This is a genomic window from Mycolicibacter icosiumassiliensis, assembly GCF_900078685.2.
GTDB lineage: Bacteria > Actinomycetota > Actinomycetes > Mycobacteriales > Mycobacteriaceae > Mycobacterium > Mycobacterium icosiumassiliensis.
This window is the reverse complement of the sequence record NZ_LT546166.1, coordinates 3,401,713-3,427,140: the sequence shown is the minus strand read 5'-3', so window position 1 is coordinate 3,427,140 and position 25,428 is coordinate 3,401,713. Positions and strand designations below refer to the sequence as shown.

Below are 25,428 nucleotides of genomic sequence, written 5' to 3'. Positions count from 1 at the left end.
CGTTGGACTCAACTCACCCTGACACGCAGGGCGGCGGCACGTTGTTCAATGAGTTGCAGCAGTGCAGGAGGCGCGGTGCGAACTTCACCGACCCACTGATACGGACCCTCGGGACGCACACTTGGAGGGATAAGTACGTACTGGCTCGCGATGAACAGCGAGGTCTTGGCGTTGCCCTCCCACATCTCCACGCTGCGGTCGATGTGTTCAGGCATCGTCCAGCCGTCAGGGAGTGTGAAGTAGAAATGCCCGCCGCCGTAGTGCTTCCACTCGCCGGCCTTATACACCCCAGGCGTTAGTACGGTCGGCGAGATGTCTTCGCCCGTCGCAGACATGAAGGCGGACCGGAACGTCTCGACACCTTCTGCCCAATCGCAGTCCGCGACGAGTAGGTTCTGCACCAGCATGGCGATATTGGGTTGTTGGTCGGGATAACGCTTGGCGGCGGCGGTTACGTACTTGCCCAGTCGCTTCGGGTCGGCAGTGGCAATCTTGATCCCTGCGTTGGTCTTCACTTCCGCCCAGCGGGGGTTGCCCGCTGCTTTCGCGGCTTCCTGCGCTACGAGGTTGTCCGCTTTCATGTCCGAGGGGGTGCGGAGGTCGATGGGCTGGTCCTTGGTACCCGGTGCCAGAAAGACCAGTGGGATTCCGGCCTTGCCCAATGCCTCAACGTACTGCTTGAGGTTGGTGAAGTCGCCAGCCGGACGGGCTGCGATGAGGTCGTAGGGTGTGCGTCCACCAAGCATTTCGATCAGACCTTCTTCCAGCATGTGGGGAGTTCGTTGGCGTCAATCGGGAACTCGAAAGCGGTTGTCCCGAAGTAGTTGTGGCGTGCTTCGGCGGTCGATGCGAGGAACCGCTCAAGGCTCGGTGCGGTGGTACGCATGATCTGCTGCACCTGTTCGGCGGCGGCGGCGGTCACCACCAGCTCGTCGTGGATCGCGAAGCGAATCTCGCTTGCCATACCCTGACGGTGGATCTCGTAGATAGCGTCGCTGAGTAGGTCATACGCGCTGCCCTGGTGAAAGTAATTTTGAGCCTGGTAGCCCTTCCACTTCCAGCCCTCGGGGTCGCGGTCCACTTGTGCGATGCGACCCGCTGCGGTGATAGTCATCCCGGTACGGTTCGCGGCGTTCCGCAGGGTGTCCATCCACGCACTGATAGCGGGGATGTTGCCTGACACGCGAGCCTTGAGGGCTTGGGAATCCTCCACCGACATGCCGAGCTTGGCGGCGAGGGAGTCCTTGCCGTACCCATACAGCAGACCGAGGAACACGCCCTTGGCTTGCGTACGCCCGTCCTTGTTCTGCGGCAGACCAGCCATCGCGGCGACGGGCAGGTAGGCGTCACCGCCGTGCATGATCTGCGCGGCGAGATCGAACTGCCCGCTCGAATATGCCGACACCATCGGCTCCACAGCGGAGTAGTCAATGGACACCCATCCGTTCGGGTCGTCGGCTAGGATCATCGTCCGCGCATCGGCGGGGAACTGCTGAACCGGTGGGCTTCCCGCACTCATACGTCCGGTGACGGCGGCAAGTACGGTCACCTGCGGATGGACGCGCCCGGTGAACGCCGCGAAGTCGAGCATCTTGTCCAGGTAGTCCCGTCGCATCTTCTCGATTTCGGCGACAGCGGTGTGGGCGACGACCAGTGGATGCACTGCGATGGAGGGCTTCAGCCAGTCCGCCTTGGTCGCCGACAACTTCCCGGTCTTGGTTCGGGTCCAGTCGGCTGGGAGAACTCCGTCGGCGTCGAGACGGGTAACCAGGTCGCCACCTACGCCCGGGCGCAGTCCCGCGTGTTCGAGGGTTTGACGTGCGGCGTGAAGTTGAGCCTCAGTGCTATCCACGTAGGCGGTGTAGGCGTCCTCGTCGAGGGCATACCCCCGCACTGAGGTGTACAGCATCACGCGTTGTACGACGTGCTCGCGGTGCAGGACATATTCGGCTCCGGCGCGGTCGAGGCTGACCGATGAAAACGGGTGCCCTGTGGTCATCCGCGTGATAGCGGCTTCCCAGAGGATCGGCGCGATACGGGCAGTCATCGCGGCGTCTAACGCCGCGCTCGACAAATACAGCGGTGAGTCGATGTCGGAGTAGAGGAATCCCGCTCCCTTGGTCCTGTATCCGGCGGCTTTGAACGCCGAAGTGATGTCGCCGGTCTCGAAACCGAGCACCCGCTTCACCACGGACGCGAGGTCGTGCTTGGCGAGTTTGGCAGGCTCGGCGAGGCGGTCCATCAGGATCGTGTCGAAGACTTTTTCGACGTGATTGGGTTGCATCAAACCGGCCGCGGTGAGCAGTGGGACGTCGAACCCAGCATTATGGAAGAACAGCGACGGAGCTTCGGCGATGAGCCGAACGATTTCCTGCCGCTGCATCGGGTCGCGCGGGTCGAGGGCGATGACGCGGTCAGCGATACCGAATACCACCACCTTGATCTGGTGTCGGAGCGCGGCGCTGACACCTGATGTTTCGATGTCGCACGCAATTCCTCCACCACACCGTAGGAGGTCGTCGGCAGCGGCGCGGACGTGATCCCGTCCTGCGGTAACGGCGATTCCGTGGAACACCTGCGTACCGTCCCATGCGGGCGGAACCGGGGTGTCTTTGTCGTAGACCCGCGCAGCGAAGTCGATTTCATCACGCTCGGTGGCGTTGAGCCGCTTCGTTGGCTGCTCGGCTTCGGTGATGACGCTCAACACCAGTCACCACCGTCCCAGGGTGCGCTCGTAGCACTCGTCGGAGCACCAGGCGGTGCGCTCGGACGTGCTCTTCAGCGAGGTGAACGGCTTGTCGCACTCGGCGCAGTATTCGACGCGGGATGTGAGCTTGCCACGCTTGGTCGGTGTTAACATATGGCTGTCTCCTTCGTTGCTTTGGACGGCTCGAATGTGGACTTCGAAAACCTCACGGTGCCCGCCGTGGGGTTTTTGCTTTTTTCTACGCGGGAATCAACTCGGGTAGCCCGGGCAGTTCTGCACGGGGAGCCCATAATTTGTCGGCGTCTTCGGGACGTACGAGATACGTGACTCCACCATTCGGCGCTGCGGCGGTGTACACGGGAAGTCGTCCCGCTTTAATTGCTGCTTGGACGGCACGGTCGGAAATGCCCTTCCGCGCCGCTGTGGAGCCCGTTGTCTCTAGCTCTAAGGGGTGCAGTCTCCTGCGGTCGTTGGTTCGCATGAAGAACACGGTATACCAGATTTGGAAAGTTTTGTGGGTGCCTAGAATCGACCTGTTAATGCCGCGTTAGCGCAGGTCAGAGACTCGCAAACAATCCCGCTACGGGCTCAAACAATGGATTCCCAGGTCAGTGATATTGAACAGGGAGGGTATACGGCAAACAATGGCGACGGCTCGAAATTGGTCAAAATTTCTTTGGACGGGTTTTGATGCGCCCGGGCGTGTCGCGGATGACATGTCGGGAATGGTCCACATGGATAAGTGATGGGTGGTAACAAGCAGCGGGCGACGTGTGTACTGAACCTTCCGTAATAAAAGCGGCTTGTGACCTGTAGATTCGTCAGATGTTCGAGTGTGCGATTCCCGTGCGGTGGGTGGGTCGGCAACAGGTCCGTTGGCAGCGGTTGAGGTTGGTATGGGTAGGAATGGCGGCTGTGCGAAGGGGTGGGGCGGATTCGGGCGCTCATGGCGACATGGAGGGGTCATGAGTGGCTCTGAGGGCAAGGGTGTCGCCTAAACGCGCCCTGACTGCCTCGCTGAGCCCTCAGAAGTCGCCGGACGGAGGAAGTGTCCGATTCTGGGTTCACGGGCTTCTGGGAGCCACCGGAGCGGGCGAGGCGACAGAACACGGCGTGGGTCGTGACGACGACGACGGTCAGCGCAGCGTCGACCCCTTGAGGTTCGCGTACGCGGCGGGGCAGGGCGGGGGTCAGGGGAGCCGCAACAGTGGTCGGTCGAGTTAGCTGGATTGCTGGGTGTAGGCGGTGTAGGTGGTGTAGGCGGTGTAGGCGACCCACCGCCCGACCCGATTTCCCTCTTATGATTACGTAGCAATAGTTAGTTGTGCTTATTACATATCCCTATCAGGGAATATGGATTTCGGGGAGTCGTGTTTTGGGGCTGTTTTCGGGGTCTTGCCGGAAGCCTTCGGGAGGGCGGGGTGTAGGCGGTCAAAACCACCTACACCCTCAATAATCGACTGTTTCCGCAGGTCAGACCCCGTAGGTGGTCGCCTACAGCGAAACGCGCCACCGCCTACAGCAAGAATCGTTTGCTGGACATTAGCACCACTCGCATATCCTGATGGGACTGGACGGGTCCACCAGCCGTGAAAATGCGCCCTGACCTGCGCGTTTGTGTCGTTATCCTCGGTCTCGCCTCCGCCAGCCCATCCCCGCCTGCACACCCCACGCCTCGGGCTGTTCGTCATCGTTGCAGGTAGCGAGAGCTTTCTATTGTGGAACGTTCAATTCAGGACGGAGACGGCTCAGTCCGCCCCATCACCGCCGGGGGAGTCGGACAAGCGAATCATCAGCGCGCCAACGATGTGTACCACCGCCCAGGCGTCGCTCGGCGCGATGTCGGGGTCGCCCTGGTGCGCCTCCCCGTTGTTGCGCTGCGTAGCAACCCAGGCAACGGCTCGTTCGATACTCTCCGTGAGAGGGGTGTCCATCCCCTTGATCAGCCCAGTCTTCCGAGCCGACTTCAGCAGGTCTCCGAGGGCGTTGCCCGTGCAACCCTGCGCCTTCAACATGTCCTGCAACGCGGTGCTCGCGTCGGTGATCGCATCCCCAGGATCACCCTTTCGCAACTCGTGCAATGCCTTCTGGTACGCCTTCTCGGCGGCGGCAAAGCGCGGCTGGCTGTGCAGCAGGTACAGCGTCGGCGCGACCACCGCGTTGTGCATCTCGTGGGACGCAATCTCCACGAGGCGGCTGTTGTCGTGGAGGCACAAGCCCACGAGATGTGCTTCCAGGATTCGGTTGACTTCCCTGCGGAAGGTCTCGGGTGCACGGGTTATTTCCTCGAACCACGATGGGCTCGTGTTGACCGACACTCCATTAAACGCATCGGTAGCGAGTCGCTTCAAAACTTCGTGCTCGGCTTCGATGAGTGAAAGGAGCTGTTCGCTCGTCACCTCGTGATCACCTGGTCGCATGGTGCGGGGACGTAAGGAGACCGCGATGGATCGCAGTGTCCGGCGACCGATTTCACGTGAAAGCGCATCTGTGCGGTTACGTAACGAGGTGTCGTTGAGCACGTCATCCCAGACGGCACCGAGCTTGACTCGCACGTCATCGGTAAGTTGATCCGTCCACCGCACCTCATCAGCCGCCAACGCCGCCGCCTGAGCTTTACGTCGCAGCCGCTCCGCGTACAACTCGTCTGCGTATTCCACGCGGACGATCCTATGGGCGCGTCAACGCTTGATGGCACTGCAACGCCGACCACCGGCGCACTCAGTCGAAATGCGAGTCATCCCACGGCGTACCCCATAGTTTCGCGTAGGGCTCAGCGAACGGCGCGGCTTCGTCACCCCGCACGCGTCAGGTCGAGGTAGCTCCGGAACAACAGCTCCAACCGCTGAGCCTCGGTGCGAAGTCGCTTCGACGCGCCGAAAGCCTTGTCGACCTCGCGGTCCAAGTCGGTGTGTGCCTTCACCAGCTCTGGAGTCATCGAGTTCGGCGCGTAGTGGTCGCTCAGACTGCGCTTGGGGTGTAGGTCTCGCGCAATCTGGACTGCCTTGCCCGCACCGATGATTCGCTCTCTGGTTGTCCCGTTCAGCGCGGGCACCGGAAAGGTGTTCCAACTGAGGGTGCCCGAGAACCGTGGGTCGTTTTTGATACGTCCCCCGACAGCCAACTGCCACGCGAGAAACATGGCGGACGAGAGGAGCCCGAACAGCAACCCGTCCGGGTCGGGCGCGGTGAAAGTCGAGTCTCCAGCGATGACCTCGGGTCCGAATCTCGCAGCCGGGAAATACCGTCGGTCTTCGCTTCCGTGGCGTGGGATGCACAGGTACGCGGTGGTCGGCTGCCTCCGCTCAGCGAACAGTTGCGGGGTCGCCGCCAGTTCGCGTGTCGCCGCGCGGGTGCTCGTCAACCGATGCTGTCGGGTTGCCTCGATGCGTCCGCGCAACTCCTCGGACTTGGCTACGTCGCCCGGTGCCAAGTCCTCCATCCACAGGCACCACCGCTCTCGCCCCTGCACCAGTTCCTTTGCGCCCTTGAATGTCCGCAGGTACTTCGCGGCGACGGCATCGGATGCCACGTCGGCGTACTGCTCCGCTTTCACCAGCAGGTTTCTGTCATCGTTGGGCATACTTCCGAAATCGACTGCGGGTATATCGGCGAGGGGTGAACGGCGAGCTTCGACGAGCACGGACGGTCCGTCGACGAGGTAGGCGTTGATTTGCTGCTTGACGATCACCTCCGCTGGCTCGGCGTGCACATCCGCGTAATCGAACAGGCGCGCTTTGTCCCCGCGATCACGGGTGAACCCAACGATCACACAGTGCACCGCTGCCTTGCCTGGAGCTTCGGAGTCCCAGGCGAAGGTGCGGTGCGCGAACTTGATGCGCCACCCGGCCTCGAAAATCCTGCGGAACAGGACGGGGACGCCCTGCCCCTGGCTGATGGAGTTGGTCGCGACGAAAGCGAAGTCTCCTGTGCGGTCTTCCATGAAGACAAGTGTCTTGGCATGCCACCCGGTGACGTAATCGAGATTCCCGACGGCGTTTGCGGACCACACCTGCCGTAGATCGTCTTTCTGGGACTCGCTCATAACCCGCGCACCGAGGAACGGTGGGTTCCCGAACACGAAGGTGTTCCCGGCCGCCGCAGGAATAGCGGTCGTCCAATCGGTACGCAAAGCATTGGTGTGGTGGATGTGCGCGGTGATTGCGATGGGGAGCCGATTAGGCGCTTGCCCGATGGCGGCGGCGAGTTCACGGTTGGCGTGATGATCCACGAGGAACATCGCGGTCTCTGCAATCTTCGCCGGCCACCAGTGAATCTCGATGCCGTGGAACTGCCCGATGGTGAGCTTGGTTTCCAACGTCGCGTCCAGGGACAGCCCGTGCTGCCCTTGACGTTTCCGCAACTCAACGATGATGCTCGTCTCGATGCGACGCAGCTCGCGGTAGGCGACGACTAGGAAGTTGCCGCACCCGCACGCAGGGTCAAGGAACGTGTGAGTGGCGAGGCTGTCGCGGAACTGTCGCAGCTCGGTGAGGGTGGTGGATTGGTTACGGATCAGCCGCTCCGCCTCTCTACGCAGTCCATCGAGAAACAGCGGACCGATGGTCTTGAGGATGTTCGTCTCGGAGGTGTAGTGCTCGCCGGTGTGGTGTCGGGCTTCTTTGGACTTCACCAACTGAAACATGGACCCGAACACGGCGGGGCTGATGCGGGTCCAGCGGAATCGGCAAGCATTGAGCAGCGCCTCGCGCATCGCTGCGTCGAAGTATTCGGGGAGGTTGTACTCGTTGAACAGGCTGCCGTTCACATGCGGGAACTGGGCAATCATGTCCGGAAGGTGCTTGCTGCGCTGGGCGACTGGTGTGTTGAGTGTGTCGAAGAGCGCACGCAGCTTGGGTCCGAGGTCGCTGCCATCACTGGACGTGTAGTTCAGGACGAACTCATAGAACAAGTCTTCACGCCATAAACCAGCATCATCCCCGTACAGCAGGAACAAGATTCGAGTCAGGAAGACCGACACCTGTTCGACTCGCGCGTCTTCTTGTCCGTGCTCCTCAGCGGCGTCATCTCCCACCGGGTCGTCGGCGCTGGTGTCGGTCATGGCTTCGTACAGGCGCGCCATAACACGGGCGGCGTCGACCGATGCGTCCTTCTCCTCCTGCGGGGTGACCACCTCTCGCCCCGCAAGGAAAATCAGTTGGTCAACGTGGTCGGCGAGTTCGCCCAAGGGAATCGTTCTGTCGAACTGCGCACCACCCTGCTGGACGACTCGCACACGCTCGAAGTCGGTGACGATGACGAACTTGGGGTATTCGTGCTGTCCGATGCTCCCACCGCTCAAGTAGTCCAATGCCTGCTCGTAAGCGACGTCGAGGTCTTTGCCTATCGACTTCGCCTCGCCGAGGAACACACCCGACTGGAACACGTCGATGCTGCCTGCTCGCCCCGTGGAGGCACGCACGGCGTCCTTCTCGAACAGGTTGATTCGCTCGGGGATGATGTCGAAGCAGCGCAGCAGCTCAGACCAGAACGTCTGTGCGTGGGACGATTCGGAGCGCCCGCGTTGACTGTTGTCCCAGCCGTCAATCATCTCCCGCCAGTGCAACGAGAAACTGTTGAGACGGTCACGGAAGGTGCCTCGCGAAATCAAGTCCTGGGTAGCCACCCTCAGACGTCCTCCTGGTGAGTCCCGACCGCGCCGTCAGAGATTCACGGCGCGGAACTGCCCGAATTCAATATAAGGATTCGGTGTCCCCACACCCAGCGACACATCCGTTCTGCCGTCTCCGCCCCATTGCGCGGCGCAGGCGCTCGCTTCGCCACACCTCCATCTCGGACAACCCAGATGGTCCGATCCGCCAGGCTGACTGACCTGCGGTTTTCCGGTCCCTGTTTCATCACAATGTAACGAAACTGGACCGGAAAACCGCAGGTCAGCTAGGTTACTGTCAGCGGTGTCGGTAGTATCCGCGAAATGACTTACGGCGATGACGACGAAATCGGAATGCTGGTACGGGTCGATACAGATTCGGCGAAGAGGCACTGGGCACATGGTGGTCGGCTGCTGATCGTCACTAACGACCGCAATGCATCCACCCAGCCGCTGCTACGCCGTACAGGAGCGGGATGGGACCGCGAGGACTACCCCAACTGGGAGGGGGCGCTTTCAGACCTACAGGATCACCGCCGAGAGAGCCGTGATGGAGCCTGGTTCGGCGTGGTGGTTCTCTACCCCTGAGCCTGCTGCGCGGCGGCTACGGCGGAATTTATTTCCGGTCGCGGCTGACTGACCTGCGGTTTTCCGGTCCCGTTTCATCACAATGTGACGAAACCACTCCGCCAGCGAAATGTCGTCACATCCCGCGTCGCAGCTCCCAATCCCGGTGCGCCGCAGGCAAACTGAGGGCATGACCGACACCGATGGTCTTGGAACTCATCGAGCACTTCACCGTGGACGGGGAGCGATGGGATGGGCATCGGCGTCCGCCTGCTCTACACATCGGATGTCCAGTCCCCTCTATCGGTAGGTGGTGTCATAGTCCAGCTAGCTTGGCTACACGACGCTCGAACTCATCCCACTCGGCGCGAGGTGTCCTGTCTTTGACCAGATACCACGTCCACTGGTCGACCCACGCAAGCTCCTCGTCGGAGAACCTGCGGAGGCGCGTCCCGCTAAGTACCTTGTCCTTGGCTGTCTGCTCTGCCGTTAAGTCACGCAGGGCAGCCTCTTCGCTAGCCTGCTGGCGGCGAAACTCGCGTCCAGCGTCTCGTGCAGCCTTCCACGCCAACAAGGCGACGAACCATGGTGGAGCGGAGGCTGGTTCGCGTCTCCACCGCTTCGCTGTCTTAACGTCCAGGCGAGTGTCCACTCCCGCCTGCCGCATCGCGTGCGCAATACGGCGAGTGGGGATGCCCAAGCAGCGTGACGTGGCAATTGGCGCTAGTAGGCGGTCGCGCCTCGCCTGTTCGGTGGTCATCACCACCTTCCTCCCCGCGTCACCGGACGCGCGGGTGGCGTGGCTCGGCGATAAGCCACCACCCGCGAGTACAGGTCTGGGTCGATGCCAGGAGGCAGCCCTTCGCCTCGGGAATAGAACGTCCGACCTCGCGTGCGCCGTACACCCGGCTCCCCGTTCCGAGCACCACGGCTGGTCGCCACCACGTACCCGCCGTTCACCAGTTCGGGCATAACTCGGATTACGTAACTCGCCAGCCTTCTACCCACCCGTGAATTGCGAATGCAGCCAAGCTCGGCGGGACCGGACGTTTCCAGCGCTGCGAGGATTCGCACCATCGTCTGCTGCGCGGGCGGAAGCTGCCACAGGTCTGATCGGACACCGAGCGCAATCTTGTTCGTCATGGTCATTTCTCCTGTCCGTCAACGAATGACGTTGACTTTGGTCTTGTCGATAAGGGGCTTGTCCGGTGGACCGCAGACCTGTTGCTCAATCCAGATGCGGCGACGTTCGGTGTGCCCTTTTCCGAACGCCTGCCGACGCCAGTGCCCGCGCCTGATCCAACGGTGGTCGTGTTCGATGGGCTCGCCCGTTGGCCGGTAGCGGACTCCAGACGGGGGACGGACGTCGATTACCGACACGTCGTAGTCACGTCCACGGCGTCCCTTGCCCGTCGAAACCCGCTGTCCAATCACCTCAGTCGCGGTGATCTCCCGTTCCACTGGCTCGCAGTAAAGTGTCCAGGCTGCGCGGTGTAGGGCACCCAGCAGACGAGCGTCGTCGCCGTATAGCGCCTGGTGGAGAACCCCCCGCAGCATCTGTCCAGGCAACATCTCCCCACATGTCCAGTCCGACGGCGGGGGACCGGAGAAGATGGGATCACCTGTACGGGCGTCGATGAACGCCTCGCCGACCTCACCACCGCTGCGAGTGAACGCCGACACCATACGGTTGCTCCGCAGTATGTCAGGGGTGATGTTCGCCAGCGCGTTGTCCAGCAGCGACGCCCTGTCCGTGATGATCGGCGCGGGATTCACCACTGCCCGTGCCATGGTTGCCATCAGCTTCCATGGCTCACCGGTGCGTCCCACCAGCACTGACACCTCGCCGTGGGCGGTGGCTATCGGCGTCCCCAGCCCGACAACCACAGGCTGAGTTGGCTTCTCGTCGGTGTACTCGATAGCACCGGCGGCGATGCCGTTCACGATGCGGGCGACTGCCTCTGCGGGCAACCATAGGAGGACCGGATCGTCCCCGCCGTGCACGTCGTGCACGTCCACAGCGGCGAGGCGTCGTGGATTCCAACTCATGCCGCTACCACCGCGTCAATCACCGCTACCTGCCAATGGCTCGTCGCTGCCTCCACCAGCGGAAGCAAGACCTCTCCGTCAACGGTGAACTCCGCCGCAGTTTCCCGTGCCGCCTTCACACCAGCCTCGAATTGCCGCGCCGTGACCTTCGCCGTCACTGCCGTGCGTGCGACCTCAGATGTCCGTTCGGCGGTCAGCTTCAGGCGCGCGATGGCTTCCGCCAGCGCCACACCCCGCTGGCTCGTGCCGGTGACCGCCAGCGCCGCAGCCAGCCGACGAACGTTGACATTCGCACGGCTGGCACCGACGACGCACAGTGCGAGCTTCAGCCGCGAACTGCCGTTCGGACGCGCGACGGCATGGCGAACGTCAGCGACCTTCAGCTTGTCCGACTCGACCCAGGTGACCCCGAAGAATTCCCGCAACAGATTCGGGTCTGCGACATTGTTGATGTCTCTGCGCAACTGCTGAAAGCGCCTGTCCTGGTTGGGATTCTTCGAAGTGCTGACGATGATGTACTCACGTGCACCGGACTTGTTCCAGAACGCCCACCGTGGGTCATCACCACGCAGAACAGCGGTCTCCCAGCGGTCGGGCATATCGACGGAGTATTTCCCCGCGCCCCGACGCCCAGACCCGCTCCAGGCTCCCTCGCGGTAGAACACGAGGAAAGTCAGATCAGGGTCAGCGCCGTTCGCCTTGTACTTGTCACCGTAGGTGTAGGTGGTCATCTCTGCTCCTTGGGCTTGTCCTGTCCCGCAACGGATGTCACGGGTTGTTGTGGGTGTGGGAGGGCTTGCACCTCCCTGCGCGGCTGGTTCCCGCACACCCTCCTTGGGCTAGCCGCAGACGCTCTCGGCTGTCCAGCCCCGTTCCGCGATCAACTCGTCCCGGCGCGCCTCCAACAGCGGGTGAATGTCGGAGTTGATGAAGCGGGTCACGACGTAACCCTCTGACTCGGACTCCACAGCCAGCTCGTTCACCGCCGCGCTGGTCAGCTCAGCCAGCTCGGCGTCGGTGGAGTCGGCGGTGACGGCGGCAACCTCGTCGTTCATGTCGTATCCGAGGTATTCGTCGTTGATCTCCACGCCGGAGAACCGCTCGCCGCTTTCCGAACCACTCTCGACAGTCGCTTCGATGCGGGCGATGACGTCGCGAACGTCCTCAGCGTCGAAGTCGGGCTCGTAGAGACCGCTGTGGCGGTTGAAAACCGTGTCCAGTGCGTCGAACGCTTCGGCGACGTCGGCGGCGATACCGCGCATGATCCCGTTCACTGCGGAGGCTGTCAGCGTCGGGTCGATACCGAAACTCCGCTCGAATGGGCGGTAAGGATTGCATTCGGGGGACTCGGCGTACATCGACGGAACGTCACCGTCGAAGTTCACCGTGATGAATGCAGCCAATGGCTGGAATTGCCCCGGGTGCTGCGTGAAAAGCACGCCGTCGGTGTCCTCTTCTATGATGGCTACATCGTCGGCGGTTGTGGCGGTCATTTCTACTCCTGTCGGTTGGGCGTTGCTGGCTGGTTGCCGTGTGACACTAACGTACCACTGAATTCAGCTCTTTGGGGAAGTTGCACCCGTTGTGACCTGCGATTATGTTGATATGATATTAACACCACAAAGGGCAGTACAAAGGATATGAATAGAGTCACTAGTTAGCTGGGTACACCATCCCTATACGCAATCAGCGAGCCCATTACCTGCGCTAACAATCAACGGGACACCAAAAGCGCAGTCCCTGATTCTTCGCCTGGTATTAACACCACAAAGGGCGGCACAAACCGACCCGGCCAGGAATGGGCGAAAAACTATCATGAAAAGCTCAGGAATAACCCCGCCCGAAACGCCTAATTCGGCATCTACGCACGTAGGAAACGGTTCCATGGGTAACCTGAATAGTCTCCTACGTACGTCCAACAGCCGAACTCCGCGCCATTCCTTGCGCGTATACCCTCCCTGTACGGGATTTCGGATAAAAGAATGGCGGATTAGTTGACAAAGAAATGGTTATGCAGGTATACGTATAGTCATGCAAGAGATGGTGAACGCCGACGTAGCCGAGTTGGTGGCTATCGCCCGCGCCGCGCAGGACCGTGTCGACGCCGCTGAGGCTGCCCGCCGCGTCGCCCTCCGCCGTCGCCGTTCGCCCATCGTCGCTCTACACCAGGCAGGCTGGGGAGAACGCCGAATCGGTGCGGCGCTTGGGATTTCGCACACTGCGGTATGGAAAATCCTCGGACGGGCTGATACCCGATGAACGTCCGTGCAGCCCTCGCAGCCCTCGCCCTCGGCGCAGGGTTGGCTCTCGTTGGTGCGCCTACCGCATCCGCCTCGGTGACCGTCTCACCGGGCGACATGATCACGCTCGACGGCTCCCGCAGTTGCACCCTCGGTTTCATTGCGAGCAACTCACGCGGCGACCACCTGGCGGTCACCGCTGGTCATTGCTCCCATCACTCGGGTGAAGTGGTCACCGCTGGCGGACACCGCATCGGCAAGGTGGTCGCGCATGCGGGCGATCCCGCCAGTGCGCGGGGACCGTTCGGCGCAACGCTCATCAAGCTCGATGCGGGCGTGAGCACGAACGCGCGGTTCTCCCGCATCGGCAGCGCGAAGGTGGGTGAAACCGTCGAACAGTCTGGGCGCGTCGGGCAGGTGACCTCATCGAGCACGAGCGTCTTCCGCGCCACCGCCCCAGGCGAGCCAGGAAACAGCGGCGGTCCGGTGGTGAACACCCGTACAGGGACTCTGTACGGGTTGCTCATAGGCGGCAGCGAACGCAGCACCTACTCGGTGCCTGTGCGGGCACTCGTTTCCCACGTGCAGAGCCTGTTCCCGAAGTGGGGTGCGGGTTTTCGGGTTGTTGGCACCGCTCAAAAATCGGAGGTAGCGGCATGAAAGACGTAATTACACGAGGCTCCATCGCGGGGGCTGTCGTGGCGGTGGCTGTCGTCGGCGCGGGCGCTGTCGGCTATTCGGTAGGAGACCGTCGCACGACGCAGCCTGTGTCGGTGGAGCAGGTGATATCCGCCGATCCGTCGGCGGTTGATGAACTTCCCGAACCGACCCTCCCTGATCGGTATACCCAGGTGGAGTACCCCGCCGAGGACTTACTCACCCCGCGTCGTCCCGCTGCACGGGGACAACTTCGTGTGGAGCTGGAACGCCTACGCGACGACATCGACGCGCTCAGGGACTTGCAGCGTCAGGTTGATGGAGGTGGGTACCGATGAGCACGACGACATCACCGTTCCTCAGCTACAGCAACGCCTTCGCTGCGTATGCGAACGGCACCAACGCGGCGAGTATGCGTCTCTGCGCGGCGATGTACACCGAGCCCGCCCTTAATCACGAAGCGGTGCGAAGCCTCCACACGGTCAGCTATCACTTCTTCCACCTGAACCGCCAGGCGCTCTCGCTCATCGCGCAACTCGACCAGGCATCGGCATGGGATACCTCACTGAATCGGGAGTACGCGGGATCGGAGTACGTCGATGTTCTCTCCTCCTGCCGCCGCGAATGCCTGACGAAGCACGCCCTCCTGACCGCCGCACGCGGTGAAGTGCTGGCGCTCGTCCCATACGTGACAGGAACCGCAGCGCAAGCCGTTGGACAGGTACTCGATCTGATCGACGACATGCAGTGCAGACTCAAATCCGCTGGCGGCGATCATGTCTGAGTCACCCTTCACCGGGGCAGGTCAGGGATTCAGTGAAATGGCGGCAAGCTGCGGTGATGTTGCCGAACAGCTCATGGCGGCACGGCTGCAAATCATCGAAACCCAGCAGGGTAAAGCCGCCGAAGCCGCCGTGGAGCTGCTCGACGGGCATATCTCGAAATTGCAAGCGCTGCAAGAGAACTGCACCGACATGGTGAGCGCTTGTCAGATACAGGCTGATGCTGATAACGCCTTCTCCGCCGCGCCTACCCCCTCGGACATCGAGGACCAACGGCGGAAGACCATCGCGGCGGTGCGCTTCGGTGGTATAGCTCAGGCGCAGGTAGAGGACAAGAAGCTCGGCGAGCTGATCGCCGAGCGTGACTCTGCGCGGGTGCGCCACGCGGGCGAGACGACCGCGACCCCGCCACGATTCCCGACGGTTGAGGTGAGCGAGTGGCGCGGGTCGGGTGGGAAGCGTGGTCGCACCACCGATACAGGCGAGGGCGGTGTCACCTTGATGCCTCTCAACCGTCCAAGCAGCGGTGGAGGCGGAGGCGGCGGGGGCATGCCGTCATTACCGCCGATGTCGATGGCAGACGTCGGCACGCACGTGTCAGGGGACACCGCTAGTGCTGGTGCAGCCCGCGCCGCGACCACTGCGCCCATGCCTCCCCAGATGGCACCGATGCAGATGCAGCCCGCTGGCGGAATGCCCAGCGGAATGGGCGCGATGCCAGGCAGTATTCCCAACATGCAAGCCCCGCAGCGGAAAAAAGATGATCGTGGCGCTGACGTAGCTACTGGTCTCTCGGGTGACGGTATGGCGGCGGGCTCTGGACTGGGAGCGGCAGCAGCCGTCGCGACCGGTCAGCCCGACCGTGGCGGATCAGTCACAGGGGTGAAAACCATCGCCGACGTAAGCGGTCGCGGTTCAGGTGCAGTCGCTGCTACTGCGGCAGGTAACCCGAACGCAGGCGGTGGTGGACGTCCTCCAATGGGAGGTCCGATGGGCGGCATGGGAGGTTTAGGGGGAGGTGGAGCCCAGCACTCGAAAAACATGAAGCCGCCGGAGATTCCGAACCGCGACCCTGATCTCGTTGGACAAGGAACGGCAGACGAGGCAGTCCAGGGCGGTCTCATCGGACGGGCGTCGAGCGGCAAGCCCGAGCCCGATTTCGGCAGTGGAGAGCCAGAGCCGTCCAAACCCGAGAGGAAGGCGGGGTGATGTCACGTCCCACCTGGTCTCTAGCCAACGCCAAGAGCATTGGGGATGATAGTCCCATGTCCAGCATCTGGGCACGGAGGACTACCGTCGCGGTTGCTGTCGCGGCGGCTCTTGTGCTACCCGCGTGCAGCCACACCGTGAGTGGGACAGCGACCACGAAACTCACCCCGCTCGACGCCGCCCTCGACGGCGTGACTCCCGCCGATCCCGTGCCCACCGAAAACCCCTTGGAGGGGTTCCTGCCGAACGGCGGAAAGATCAGAACTCGCGAGAATCCCCGCGTCGCGTCGATGGATGAGGCAGTGCAGAACATGGTGACGTTCTGGCGGGGAAAGGGCATTCTGCTGAACGTCCGCACCGAGGCGTCTCAATCACCGTTGGTGTGCGATACCACGATGTTTCCGACAGCACACGCCGTCGGGTGCGGTGACGACTCGACGGACATCAAGTACGACGCGGACTGGGAACGGCGACTACTCGCCGATCCTCCCTATGGCGTTGTAGCACTAGAGATCACCGCTGCGCACGAGGTGGGACATGCCATCCAGGCGGCGCGGGGTTTCTCCGCCGACCTTCACGACGCCCCGCTCATCGGCTCCACCAACGCCGCCGAGACCTCCGCTGACTGCTTGGCTGGTTTCGCTCTCGCGGCAAAAGGTGTCCCCACCGCTGACCTAGACCGTGCTCTGCCGTTGACAGCTCTCGGTGGTACCGCCGTCCGCGAGGAGGCGTTCCATGAGGGGATGACCACGACGGACTTCAAGTCGTGCGTGAACAAGTACCTCCAGAACTAGCCCTCTAGCTGCACGTTTCCATGTCCCAAGTCCCTGTGAGAGAGGAACAACGACAATGACCGCGCCAACTCCCGCCGATGCAGGTAAGCGACTCGCCGAGGCGCACACCGCCGGGGAAGCGGAGAGCACGACCAAGACCGAGGACATCGACGCTGCCAAGGCAGGCACTTACACCTGAGCGGGACCGGACACCGCCACGCCCAGCCTCCGCCCATCGCGGCACATGCGCTCGGTCTGCCACGCCACGCCCACACAGGGACGGTGTGCATCCCCACTGGACGGCTAGGGGTTGGCGGCTCCGCCTACCTCACCACCTGCACGTTTCCATGTCCTTGCACGCCGCCTCCGCCTATTTCGCAGATCGGCGAAAAAGGCTCGCCCAGCAAACGGTCTAGGTATACCTACCCTATACGGATGTCGCTGGTAGGGATCATACACGCCCCGTAAAATCATGGTATGCAGCAACCAGAACGCACGCTGACCAGGGTGCAGGCGGAGGTGGACAACCTCTCCCGCGCCCTGGACGCTGCGGTGACCCGCCGACGCGCGGTGATCCGCGTACTTGCCGACTCGGGTTGGACCTATCAGCGCATCGCTGACCGCGCCGGAATTAGCATCACGTCGGTCTGGCGCGCGATCCACAACGGAGGAGCGACCAATGCCCACTGACACCCTCATCGTCGACCCCGACGAGTTGAATGCAGCGGCGAAAAACCTTCGCGCCCAAGCCGACGAGATCGAGTCCTTGGCGACCGCCTCGAAGGCGATCTTCGACGACGCCCTCGAACCCGCCAGTGAGGGCACCGCTGATGGCGACGTGGCACCCATCAGGGTACCCGCCGTTGAGGCGTTGACCCGCGTGCAGGTGAGGTATGCAGCGGTGGCGAAACGCCTGGTGGAGACACTGCGCGCCGACGCCCTCACGCTCGAAAAACAAGCGGTGGGACAGCAGGACGTCACCGACCAGGCGGTGTCCGATGTCGACGAAATCGTGACGATCTAGGGAGCTGACCATGACCAACGCCAACATCCTCCACGCTCCCGCAGGTACAGGGATGCTGTACCTGCCTTCGACTGGAAACAGCGACATCGACAACCCGAGCGGAGCCCGCGCTGCCGACAGCGTGCAGTCCTTGGACTCGCGACTGGGGAACATCAACACCGCCACGGTGAACGCCGATCCCGCCGCCGTGCGCTCGTTCTGTGATCACACTTGCGGCGGTGGATGCACGGACTCGCTCACGAAAATGCCTGCGCTGCATCACGAAACGCTGACTACCTCGCTCGATGCGTTGATCGAAGGTATCGAGGGAGTCAAGGGCGTGATCACCAACCAGTTGTCGGGAACTTGGGGCGAGCGCCTCCAGACCAAGTACGGCAGCGGGGGAGAAGCGGACCTATCGGTGCTGGTGGAGCGCACCGAGGCGGTCAAGGCAGCGCTCCCACCTGTGATCACGTCGTCGAACAAGCACGCGGACGGGGCGTTGAAGACGGTGCGGGAGTCGGTCAAGAGCGTGCGAATGTACTTGGCCGGTGCGGCGGAGAAGCACAAGGCTGACACGGGTATTGGTCTTGGTATCGGCAGCACGGCGGCGGCTGCGATCCCGGGACTTGGCATGATCGCGGCACCCGTGACCGCGCTGCTCGGGTGGTTGAGTGGTGACCGTTCGGTGCACGATGGCGGGGGAGCACCTTCCATCGCGGAGTTGTCCGCCGACGGAGCGGAGTCGGACAAGTCCATCGGTGTGCTCGACGCCGCCCTGGCGGACTGGAAACTAGGCGCGGGCAAGGATGCCGACAGCCTCGGAAATCAGTTGGCGGGCAACGCAGGCACGGGAAGCGGCTTCTCGGAGGCACCCGATGAGGTGATCACCGACCCTGGCGTTGGCAGTCTCGGCGGTGGAGGGGACATCGAAAACCCCGACACCTCGTTGGCTGAAAAGCTCGACGAGCTGCTCGGGCGCGAACCTGACGCCCGCCCCGACATGGGACTACCAACGGACGGTCTCGGTGGTGGCATGCCTGGTGGCGGCATGCCTGGGAGCATGGGCATGCCTGATCTCGGTCAGGGGATGCAGTCACCGTTTGGGCAGGAGCAACCCTTCGCAGCCGTCGAGGAACCCCTGGATGATGAGCCCGAGGACACCCCCGCCGACGACAGGGATACGGACAAAGACGAGAACACCGACGTGGACGAGGCTCCCGACGACGAGTTGTTGCCCGACGACACGCAGCCCGATGACGGCGGCGTTGCGCCTATCGACGCAGGCGTTCCCGCAGCTCACGCGGAATTCGACCCGAACAGTGAGGAAGCCCGCACGGTGGACGTAGGCAACGGGCGGATGGCGACGATGCCAAGTTTCCGCATGGCGGAGACGCTTCGGGCGATGGTCGCCGCCGACCAGTTCAACCCGAAATCGCTGTTCATGGCAGCGTCGGAGAGTGGCTACGTCCTGCCACCGCAGGGCGAAGACCTTGGCGAGCCTGTGAGTCCCGCCTCGATGCGGGAGGGCGACGTGATCACCGCCGACGGGAAGCACGGGATTTACCTCGGCGATGGAGATGTTCTCATGGAGGACAAATCCGTGCAGAAGCTCGGGGATGTCGCGGGCGGATTCAACCGTGAGCACGATGGCATCTTCCGACTGGCTGAGCCCGACACCGCCGTGGGTGCTCACGGGCCGGTACAGCAGGTAGGAGCTGTGCAGGAGGCTCCGCCCGTCGCAGCCGCGCCCGCCGAAGTTGGTGTCCCCACTGACGATGCACCCGTTGTCGGGAGCACGTCGGAGTCGACGGCGAACGTACCGGGCTTGTCGATGTCGGCTGCCGCGCTCGACCCGAACGCCGCGTTCAGTAGTTGATCTCAGCGGGGTTGTCGAGCAACTGGTGAGGGACTAGGAGAGCCCAGGTCATAGGGGATGTCGGCGGAGGCTACCCCTCATATACAAAACTCTGTATAGTGAGTCCGTGTGGGGCGAGTGCGATTCGTGGGAGGCGCGGATGACGAGCTGCGTGAGTTCCCCGACGATGCCCGCCGTGAGATGGGCTACCAGCTCTACCGCGTAGAGATTGGCCGGGAACCGAGCGACTGGAAGCCGATGGTGACCGTCGGGAAAGGTGTCCGAGAGATCAGGGTTCGTACCGAGACTGGTGCTTACCGGACCATCTACACCGCGAGCCTCGGCGAGCACATCTACGTCCTGCACTGCTTCACCAAGAAGACGCAGAAGACGCCGAAGGCAGACATCGACATTGCCAAACGCCGACTGAGCCAAGCGATATCCGATGTGGAGAGAGAACGGAGGGAGAAACCATGAGCGACGAAATCAAGGCGTACGTCAGTGTGTGGGACGCGGTATCGGACACGCCCGAGGAAGCTGCCAACCTGCGAGCGCGAGCCGATCTGATGCTGGCGATTGAAGACCGCCTAGCGGAGTTCGGGTGGTCTCAGACCGTCGCGGCGCGGAACCTCGGGGTAACTCAGCCGCGTGTGTCCGACCTCCTGCGCGGCAAGATCGCCCTGTTCTCGCTGGACACCTTGATCAACATGGCTGCTCGGCTGGGTCTACGCACGCGGTTGGAGATCACCGTCGAGGAGCGTCCAACCGCCGCCGCTGGGTAGCAATCGGGGACTAGGAAAGCCCAGGTCAGGGCAGGTCAGTTTCGTGACCTGGTGATGAAACGATGCACTGTCCGACCACCGTCCTACCGTCGGCAGCGTGGACGCCACAGAACCCGATCTGACCCTGGATGAGAAGCTGACCATCGTCGCGGTCTACGCCGCCCTGGTGGACGCCGACCCACAGAATCCGTTGCAGTGCAGCCCAAAACGGGATGTCTCACATCTTTAGAAATGACGAGGGCGGTTCTGGGACTTGACCCCGTGTGTTGGACACGCTCAATCCCAGGAATGTCCTGGGGGAAGCGAGATGATCCAACCCGATGGCAAGGAAAAATTACCCCGATGAGTTCAAGCGTGACGCGGTCGCGCTGTACCGGGATACCGAGGGTGCGACGATTACGCAGATCGCTGCCGAGCTCGGTGTCAGCGAAGCCACGCTCTCAGCGTGGTGCAAGTCGGCCGGCGTGGCGATTCGGCACCGCCGCGGCAGCGTAGAGACCGAGCTTGCGCCAGGGGCCGAGAGCCCGGAGCAGGAACTGGTGCGGCTGCGCGCCGGGAACAAGACGCTGCGCGGCATCGATGCTCGGCTATCCACCGAGCGGGACATTCTACGGTCGGCAGCCAAATATTTCGCCGGGGAGACGAACTGGTGAGCCGCTTCCAGTTCGTCGCCGACCACCTACACGCCTTCGAGGTGAAGTGGCTCTGCGCGGTCGTGGAGGTCGCGCGTTCATCGTTCTACGCCTGGCTCGCCGGCGCCGATTCCCGCGCCGCGAAGGCCGCCGCTGATGAGGCGCTGGCCGCCCGTATCCGGGTGGTGCACGGCGAGGACAACACCTACGGGGCGCCGCGGATCACCGCCGAGCTCAACGATGGTGCGCCCGACGGTGAGCGGGTCAACCACAAGCGGGTCGCTCGAGTGATGCGCGGCGCCGGGATCGTCGGTTATCGGCGCCGGCGGCGGGTCAAGACCACCGAGGCGGAGCCGGCCAGCCAGAAAGTCCCTGATCTGCTGAAGCGGGATTTCACCGCCGCGCAGATCAACACCCGTTATGTCGGCGACATCACCTACCTGCCACTGGCCACCCTCTGCAACCTGTACCTCGCCACGGTTCTCTCCTTCTGCTCGCGGCGGGTAGCGGGGTGGGCGATCGCCGATCACATGCGCACCGAACTGGTCACCGACGCCCTCAACGCCGCTGCCGCGCTACGCGGCACGTTGGCCGGTGCAGTGTTCCACTCGGACCACGGAAGTCAGTACACCTCAAGGGATTTCGTGTCCCTCTGCCGCGAGTATGGGGTCATCCAGTCGATGGGAGCGGTGGGAACGAGCGCCGACAACGCCCTGGCCGAATCGTTCAACGCCGCCCTCAAACGCGAGATCCTGCAGGACCGTGCCTGCTGGCCGGACGCGGCGACCTGCCGCCGGGAGGTCTTCCGATGGCTGGCCCGCTACAACACCAAACGACGGCACTCCCACTGCCGTCAATCCAGCCCTGCCACCTACGAAAGGACCCTGACACCGGCTACGCTGCCCGAAGCTGCTTAACCACAAATCCCGTGTCCACTACATGGGGGCAAGGCCCTCTCGCCCCCGACGGAGCGACGAAAGCCCAGGACAGCAGTCGCAGATATGGTGTCGTATCTTTTCACTGTTGACCGCTGATTAGCGACTTGGTTCTGAGCCCTCACGGCGGGATGCGCCCAGCGACCTCAGCACCCGTCACGTCCCGAGCCGAGTCTCGCATGTTGTCGTAATCCCATGTGAGACTCCAGGTATGGCTACCGCTTTCTACATGAGGGTGTCGACGGATCACCAGTCCCTCGACCAGCAGCGCGACCAACTGGCAGCGACAGGCATTACCCCTGACCGTGAATTCTCCGACATCGCATCGGGAAAGGCCGGTACGGATCGCCCTGGTCTAGCGGAGGCGCTGGCATGGCTTCGCCCCGGCGACCAGCTCGTGACCGTTGCTCTCGATAGGACAGGTAGGTCGGTTGCCGAAGTCACGGCAACTATTGCTGACCTGACCTCGCGCGGTATTACCGTTGTGGCGCTGAGGGAAGCAGTGGACACCAGCACGCCGACGGGGCGGGCAATCGCTGCCATCATGGCTTCGCTCGCCGAACTTGAGCTTGAACTTGGTGCTGAGCGTCGCGCCGCGTCCCGTTCCGCCCGCCTCGCGCGGGGTTTGCCTGCGACCAAGCCTCCGAAGTTGGACGCTGACCAGCGGAAACGCCTAGTCAGGCTGTACCACGGTGGAGAGCCCGTATCGGAGCTGATGGAGATGTTCAACGTCAGCAGAGCGACGGTGTTCCGATACCTGAAGGCGGCGGCGTGATGTTCTACACCGCCTGCAAAACCGGAACCGCACCGTACGACACGACATTCGCCATCGAACCCGAGCCTCACCTGCCCGACCTGCACCTGGTGTGGGTGAGGGTAACGTGGACACCACGCGGCGGCGAACCCGTCACCATTGAAGGTCTGTACCTGGACGCGATCCGCGCCGACGGTTATCCCTATCTCGGCGACGGTACAACGGTCTTGGTGGCTGAGCTGGGACTGTCCGACGAACTGGACACCCTCACCGACGACGAGCTGACGCGGCTCCTGGCGACGGTCAACGACCAATTCAATGAACGACCGACCGCAACGCTGCGCTGTCCGAGCGGTGAACTGCGTTTGACGTTGATTCCTCGGGGCGATTAACCGAAGGTATCGGCACTACCGATACCTCCTGACCTGCCATTTTGACCCCTCCGCCAAGATGGCAACTCCACCGCATCGCCCGAAAACCCTCTCCCAGAGCCGTTTCCTTGCCGAAATCCCGCTCCGTACTCCTGATTTAGTGCATACAGCGCCGTTCCCACGACGATCCCGTGTCCATCTCGATGCCCTGTTAACGTCACGTTAGCAAACACATCTAGAAACGGTCGGACACGCCGAAGCAGCTTATCTAGCCAGGTGAAAGTAGGTAAATGCTCGATATACTGAGGCTAAGAAGTTCCACCTAGCAAAGGACGTTTCGATGACCAACGCAACCCTCAACCGTGCTCTAGCGCCCTTCGCAGCCGCGACCTTGGCAACCGCCGCCGTCGTGGCTCCCATCGCTGCGACCGTCGAGCCGACTCTCCCGACCTTCAGCACGTCGAACTTCGACATCGAGCTGACCGCAGGCGGATCGTTATTCAACCCAAACGTGCCGCTGTTCAACCCAGAAAGCCTCGGCAGCACAGCGCTTACCCCGTTGCCGCAGATACTGTTGAACGGGTTGCAGAACCCGTTGGGATTCCTCCCGACGCTGGAAACGCTGGCTCCGTACCTGATGGCGTTGCCCGCCGTGCCTGGTGCACTCGCCATCGCGGGACCGGATTATCTGCTGCACTCCCTCGCCGCTGATAACCCAGACCTCGCCGGTATCGCAAGCGGCTACGACCAGTTCGCGCAGACCGTCGCGTCGGGTCTGGGTGGACTACCGCTGATCGGGGAGCCCATCGAAACGGCGTTCCGCGCACTCCCCGTGCTGACGCAGCTTCTCACCAGCTCCGTCATCAACCCGTTCCCGACCTTGTTCGACACCTCGGACTTCTGGCAGGGACTGGTCAGCGGAGGCGGTATCGGTGACCTCATCGGCGGGGCGGAAGCCTCCAGCGCTGCCGGTACCGAGTTCCTCGGCGTCGACCTCAGCGGCGTCCAGGCGCTCATCGAAGGTCTCCCCAACATCAACGACATTTTGGGTTTCAGCATCAGCGACATGCTGGGACCGCTCGGTGTGTTGGCTGCTCCACTAGACCTCATCGGTCTCGGGCTGATGATTCCGCTGGCACTCCCACTCGTCGCCGCCGATCTCCTGTTCGGTGGCGGTATCGGTGACCTGTTCGGCGGCAGCGGGCTCAGTGATCTGTTCGGCGGCTTCGGCGACCTATTCGGCGGCGGGATCGGTGACCTGCTCGGTGGTGCGGAAGCAACGGCGTTCGCAGAGCCGAACTACTTGCTCTCCAGCCTCGCAAGCGATTTCGTCGCGAACCCTGCTGCTAGCACCGAGTTCATGGGCATCGACCTGAGCGGTGTGCAGGACTTCCTCACCGGCCTCCCGAACATCAACGACATCTTGGGCTTCAGCCTCTCTGATGCGCTCGGACCGCTCGGCGTCCTGTTGGCTCCGTTGGACGTCATCGGCTTGGGTCTGATGATCCCGCTGGCTCTGCCGTTGGTAGGTGCTGACCTGCTGTTCGGTGGTGGACTCGACGGTATCGGTGACCTGTTCGGTGGCGGACTCGACGGAATCTTCAGCGGATTCGCCGACCTGTTCAGCTTCTAGTCCGATGGACGAGCTGCTGGCTGAGCTATCAGTCAAGACGGAGGAGGTGCGCTCCGCCTGGGGCGCACTCTCCACCGCCTCCGGCGAACGTTCCGCCCTGGCGAGACGGTTGCACGACGAGTTCAAGGTCAGCTATGTCCGCCTCGGGCGGTTGATGGGAGTCTCCACCAGCCGCGCGTTCAACATCGCAAACCCGGTGTAGCACAACCGAAAACCACGAAACCCCCGTCGTCAATCGGCGGGGGTTTCGTTATGTCCAGGTAGGGGACTAGAAATCGAAGAAGCCGCCGATCAGCGAGACCCAGTCGCTGACGGGTAGGTCAGCCAAGAAGTCCTCGACGAGGGGACCGGTGATCGGCATGGCGATGATCGCCTCCGTGATCCCCTCCAACAATGGACCTACCAGCGGAAACGCGCCGACGAAATCTAGGTAGGGCTGCGCACCGACGCCGACGAGCAGGTTGCCGAACAGGTCTCCGAGCCCAAAGGGCAAGCCCCGCAACACATCCGAGATACCCGTTTCGCTGAGCAGGAGATCAAGCCCAGGAAACAGCCCCGACAAGCCGTCGGGTGTGTCGAACAACTGCCCGATTAGGGGGAGGTCAGACCAGGCGGTCAGGTCGACATCCACGGTGACGGTGGGCATCGGAGGAAGCGGGGGAACTGCGGGCGCGTAGGGCGCGGCGGCGACCACTGGCACCATCAACGCGGCGGTCACAACGCCAGCCGCAGCTAACGTCGAACTCCGTGTTGCGAGGGTTGCTGTCATGGTGTGATTTTACCCGTAAACCGGTGCTATACAGGAGAAACGCATTCCTGTCGTACTTTGCTGTACTTCCGGGCGTGTCGCCCTATTGAGCTATAT

The 25,428-nt window shown here is 62.6% G+C and carries 26 protein-coding genes; 16 read left to right on the top strand and 10 right to left on the bottom strand.

Features of this window, described 5'->3' with window-relative positions:
- Positions 1-8 precede the first annotated feature (8 nt).
- The 5 genes from BN4346_RS40320 to BN4346_RS40305 all read right to left on the bottom strand — a co-directional run bounded on the left by BN4346_RS40320 (position 9) and on the right by BN4346_RS40305 (position 8,333).
- Positions 9-770, bottom strand: coding sequence for a bifunctional DNA primase/polymerase (locus tag BN4346_RS40320; RefSeq protein ID WP_067974886.1), 762 nt, complete (start codon positions 768-770; stop codon positions 9-11).
- On the bottom strand, positions 752-2,704 hold the full coding sequence (locus BN4346_RS40315; protein ID WP_167666231.1) for a DNA polymerase: 1,953 nt from the start codon (positions 2,702-2,704) through the stop codon (positions 752-754). Before BN4346_RS40315 ends, BN4346_RS40320 begins: the two co-directional genes overlap by 19 nt.
- A 6-nt stretch (positions 2,705-2,710) precedes the next feature.
- Entirely contained in the window at positions 2,711-2,860 is a 150-nt protein-coding gene (locus BN4346_RS47790) for a hypothetical protein (RefSeq protein WP_154677632.1), read from the bottom strand.
- A 1,595-nt stretch (positions 2,861-4,455) separates the two neighbouring features.
- The gene (locus BN4346_RS40310; protein ID WP_067974881.1) at positions 4,456-5,367 is read right to left on the bottom strand and encodes a hypothetical protein; all 912 of its coding nucleotides are present in this window, start codon (positions 5,365-5,367) and stop codon (positions 4,456-4,458) included.
- Between the two features lie 134 nt (positions 5,368-5,501).
- Positions 5,502-8,333 carry a DNA methyltransferase gene (locus BN4346_RS40305; RefSeq protein WP_067974879.1) on the bottom strand — a complete coding sequence of 944 codons (2,832 nt, stop codon included), beginning with the start codon at positions 8,331-8,333 and terminating at the stop codon, positions 5,502-5,504.
- Between the two features lie 309 nt (positions 8,334-8,642).
- On the opposite strand from BN4346_RS40305, the gene BN4346_RS40300 reads away from it, so the two are divergent.
- On the top strand, positions 8,643-8,906 hold the full coding sequence (locus BN4346_RS40300) for a hypothetical protein (RefSeq protein WP_067974876.1): 264 nt from the start codon (positions 8,643-8,645) through the stop codon (positions 8,904-8,906).
- Positions 8,907-10,046: 1,140 nt separating this feature from the next.
- Here the strand turns inward: BN4346_RS40300 and BN4346_RS40290 are convergent.
- From BN4346_RS40290 to BN4346_RS40280, 3 genes are all read right to left on the bottom strand, one after another.
- Positions 10,047-10,934, bottom strand: coding sequence for a hypothetical protein (locus BN4346_RS40290; RefSeq protein ID WP_154677630.1), 888 nt, complete (start codon positions 10,932-10,934; stop codon positions 10,047-10,049).
- A complete protein-coding gene (locus BN4346_RS40285; RefSeq protein WP_067974868.1) occupies positions 10,931-11,665 on the bottom strand; it encodes a hypothetical protein in 735 nt (244 codons plus the stop codon). Before BN4346_RS40285 ends, BN4346_RS40290 begins: the two co-directional genes overlap by 4 nt.
- Positions 11,666-11,773: 108 nt before the next feature.
- Entirely contained in the window at positions 11,774-12,427 is a 654-nt protein-coding gene (locus BN4346_RS40280) for a hypothetical protein (protein WP_067974866.1), read from the bottom strand.
- An 843-nt stretch (positions 12,428-13,270) separates the two neighbouring features.
- Here BN4346_RS40280 and BN4346_RS40270 point away from each other — a divergent pair.
- Together BN4346_RS40270 and BN4346_RS40260 are read left to right on the top strand one after the other, a co-directional pair.
- Positions 13,271-13,834 carry a chymotrypsin family serine protease gene (locus BN4346_RS40270; RefSeq protein WP_067974860.1) on the top strand — a complete coding sequence of 188 codons (564 nt, stop codon included), beginning with the start codon at positions 13,271-13,273 and terminating at the stop codon, positions 13,832-13,834.
- Positions 13,835-14,165: 331 nt separating this feature from the next.
- Entirely contained in the window at positions 14,166-14,615 is a 450-nt protein-coding gene (locus BN4346_RS40260; RefSeq protein WP_067974854.1) for a hypothetical protein, read from the top strand.
- 1 nt (position 14,616) lies between these two features.
- Here the strand turns inward: BN4346_RS40260 and BN4346_RS40255 are convergent, their stop codons facing one another.
- Complete coding sequence (locus BN4346_RS40255) at positions 14,617-14,997, bottom strand: hypothetical protein (RefSeq protein WP_067974852.1); 381 nt, start codon at positions 14,995-14,997, stop codon at positions 14,617-14,619.
- Between the two features lie 881 nt (positions 14,998-15,878).
- Between BN4346_RS40255 and BN4346_RS40250 the strand changes: the two genes are divergently transcribed.
- The 13 genes from BN4346_RS40250 (at position 15,879) to BN4346_RS40200 (ending at position 24,765) form a co-directional block, all read left to right on the top strand.
- The gene (locus BN4346_RS40250; RefSeq protein WP_067974849.1) at positions 15,879-16,616 is read left to right on the top strand and encodes a neutral zinc metallopeptidase; all 738 of its coding nucleotides are present in this window, start codon (positions 15,879-15,881) and stop codon (positions 16,614-16,616) included.
- 55 nt (positions 16,617-16,671) lie between these two features.
- Positions 16,672-16,794 carry a hypothetical protein gene (locus BN4346_RS49550; protein ID WP_268811487.1) on the top strand — a complete coding sequence of 41 codons (123 nt, stop codon included), beginning with the start codon at positions 16,672-16,674 and terminating at the stop codon, positions 16,792-16,794.
- Between the two features lie 278 nt (positions 16,795-17,072).
- Positions 17,073-17,285, top strand: a complete 213-nt coding sequence (locus BN4346_RS40245) for a helix-turn-helix domain-containing protein (RefSeq protein WP_067974845.1) — start codon at positions 17,073-17,075, stop codon at positions 17,283-17,285.
- Positions 17,275-17,619 carry a hypothetical protein gene (locus BN4346_RS40240; RefSeq protein ID WP_067974840.1) on the top strand — a complete coding sequence of 115 codons (345 nt, stop codon included), beginning with the start codon at positions 17,275-17,277 and terminating at the stop codon, positions 17,617-17,619. Before BN4346_RS40245 ends, BN4346_RS40240 begins: the two co-directional genes overlap by 11 nt.
- Before the next feature lie 10 nt (positions 17,620-17,629).
- Positions 17,630-19,477 carry a hypothetical protein gene (locus BN4346_RS40235; RefSeq protein ID WP_067974836.1) on the top strand — a complete coding sequence of 616 codons (1,848 nt, stop codon included), beginning with the start codon at positions 17,630-17,632 and terminating at the stop codon, positions 19,475-19,477.
- 126 nt (positions 19,478-19,603) lie between these two features.
- Positions 19,604-19,933, top strand: coding sequence for a type II toxin-antitoxin system RelE/ParE family toxin (locus tag BN4346_RS40230; protein ID WP_235653677.1), 330 nt, complete (start codon positions 19,604-19,606; stop codon positions 19,931-19,933).
- The gene (locus BN4346_RS40225; RefSeq protein WP_067974830.1) at positions 19,930-20,238 is read left to right on the top strand and encodes a helix-turn-helix domain-containing protein; all 309 of its coding nucleotides are present in this window, start codon (positions 19,930-19,932) and stop codon (positions 20,236-20,238) included. The genes BN4346_RS40230 and BN4346_RS40225 overlap by 4 nt, the downstream gene beginning before the upstream one ends.
- Before the next feature lie 97 nt (positions 20,239-20,335).
- Positions 20,336-20,467, top strand: coding sequence for a hypothetical protein (locus BN4346_RS49545; protein WP_268811486.1), 132 nt, complete (start codon positions 20,336-20,338; stop codon positions 20,465-20,467).
- A gap of 91 nt (positions 20,468-20,558) precedes the next feature.
- Positions 20,559-21,787 (top strand): IS3 family transposase gene (locus BN4346_RS40220; protein ID WP_096867562.1). Its coding sequence is split into 2 segments (ribosomal slippage): positions 20,559-20,871 and positions 20,871-21,787, totalling 1,230 coding nucleotides; the frame shifts between segments, so codons are not numbered across the junction.
- A gap of 229 nt (positions 21,788-22,016) precedes the next feature.
- Positions 22,017-22,580: a recombinase family protein gene (locus tag BN4346_RS40215; protein WP_067974820.1), complete on the top strand. Its 564-nt coding sequence runs from the start codon at positions 22,017-22,019 to the stop codon at positions 22,578-22,580.
- On the top strand, positions 22,577-22,951 hold the full coding sequence (locus BN4346_RS40210) for a hypothetical protein (RefSeq protein ID WP_154677629.1): 375 nt from the start codon (positions 22,577-22,579) through the stop codon (positions 22,949-22,951). The genes BN4346_RS40215 and BN4346_RS40210 overlap by 4 nt, the downstream gene beginning before the upstream one ends.
- A 319-nt stretch (positions 22,952-23,270) precedes the next feature.
- Positions 23,271-24,563 carry a hypothetical protein gene (locus tag BN4346_RS40205; protein WP_067974815.1) on the top strand — a complete coding sequence of 431 codons (1,293 nt, stop codon included), beginning with the start codon at positions 23,271-23,273 and terminating at the stop codon, positions 24,561-24,563.
- Positions 24,564-24,567: 4 nt separating this feature from the next.
- On the top strand, positions 24,568-24,765 hold the full coding sequence (locus tag BN4346_RS40200; protein WP_067974812.1) for a hypothetical protein: 198 nt from the start codon (positions 24,568-24,570) through the stop codon (positions 24,763-24,765).
- A 66-nt stretch (positions 24,766-24,831) separates the two neighbouring features.
- Here the strand turns inward: BN4346_RS40200 and BN4346_RS40195 are convergent, their stop codons facing one another.
- Positions 24,832-25,332, bottom strand: a complete 501-nt coding sequence (locus BN4346_RS40195; RefSeq protein ID WP_154677628.1) for a hypothetical protein — start codon at positions 25,330-25,332, stop codon at positions 24,832-24,834.
- Positions 25,333-25,428: the final 96 nt, after the last annotated feature.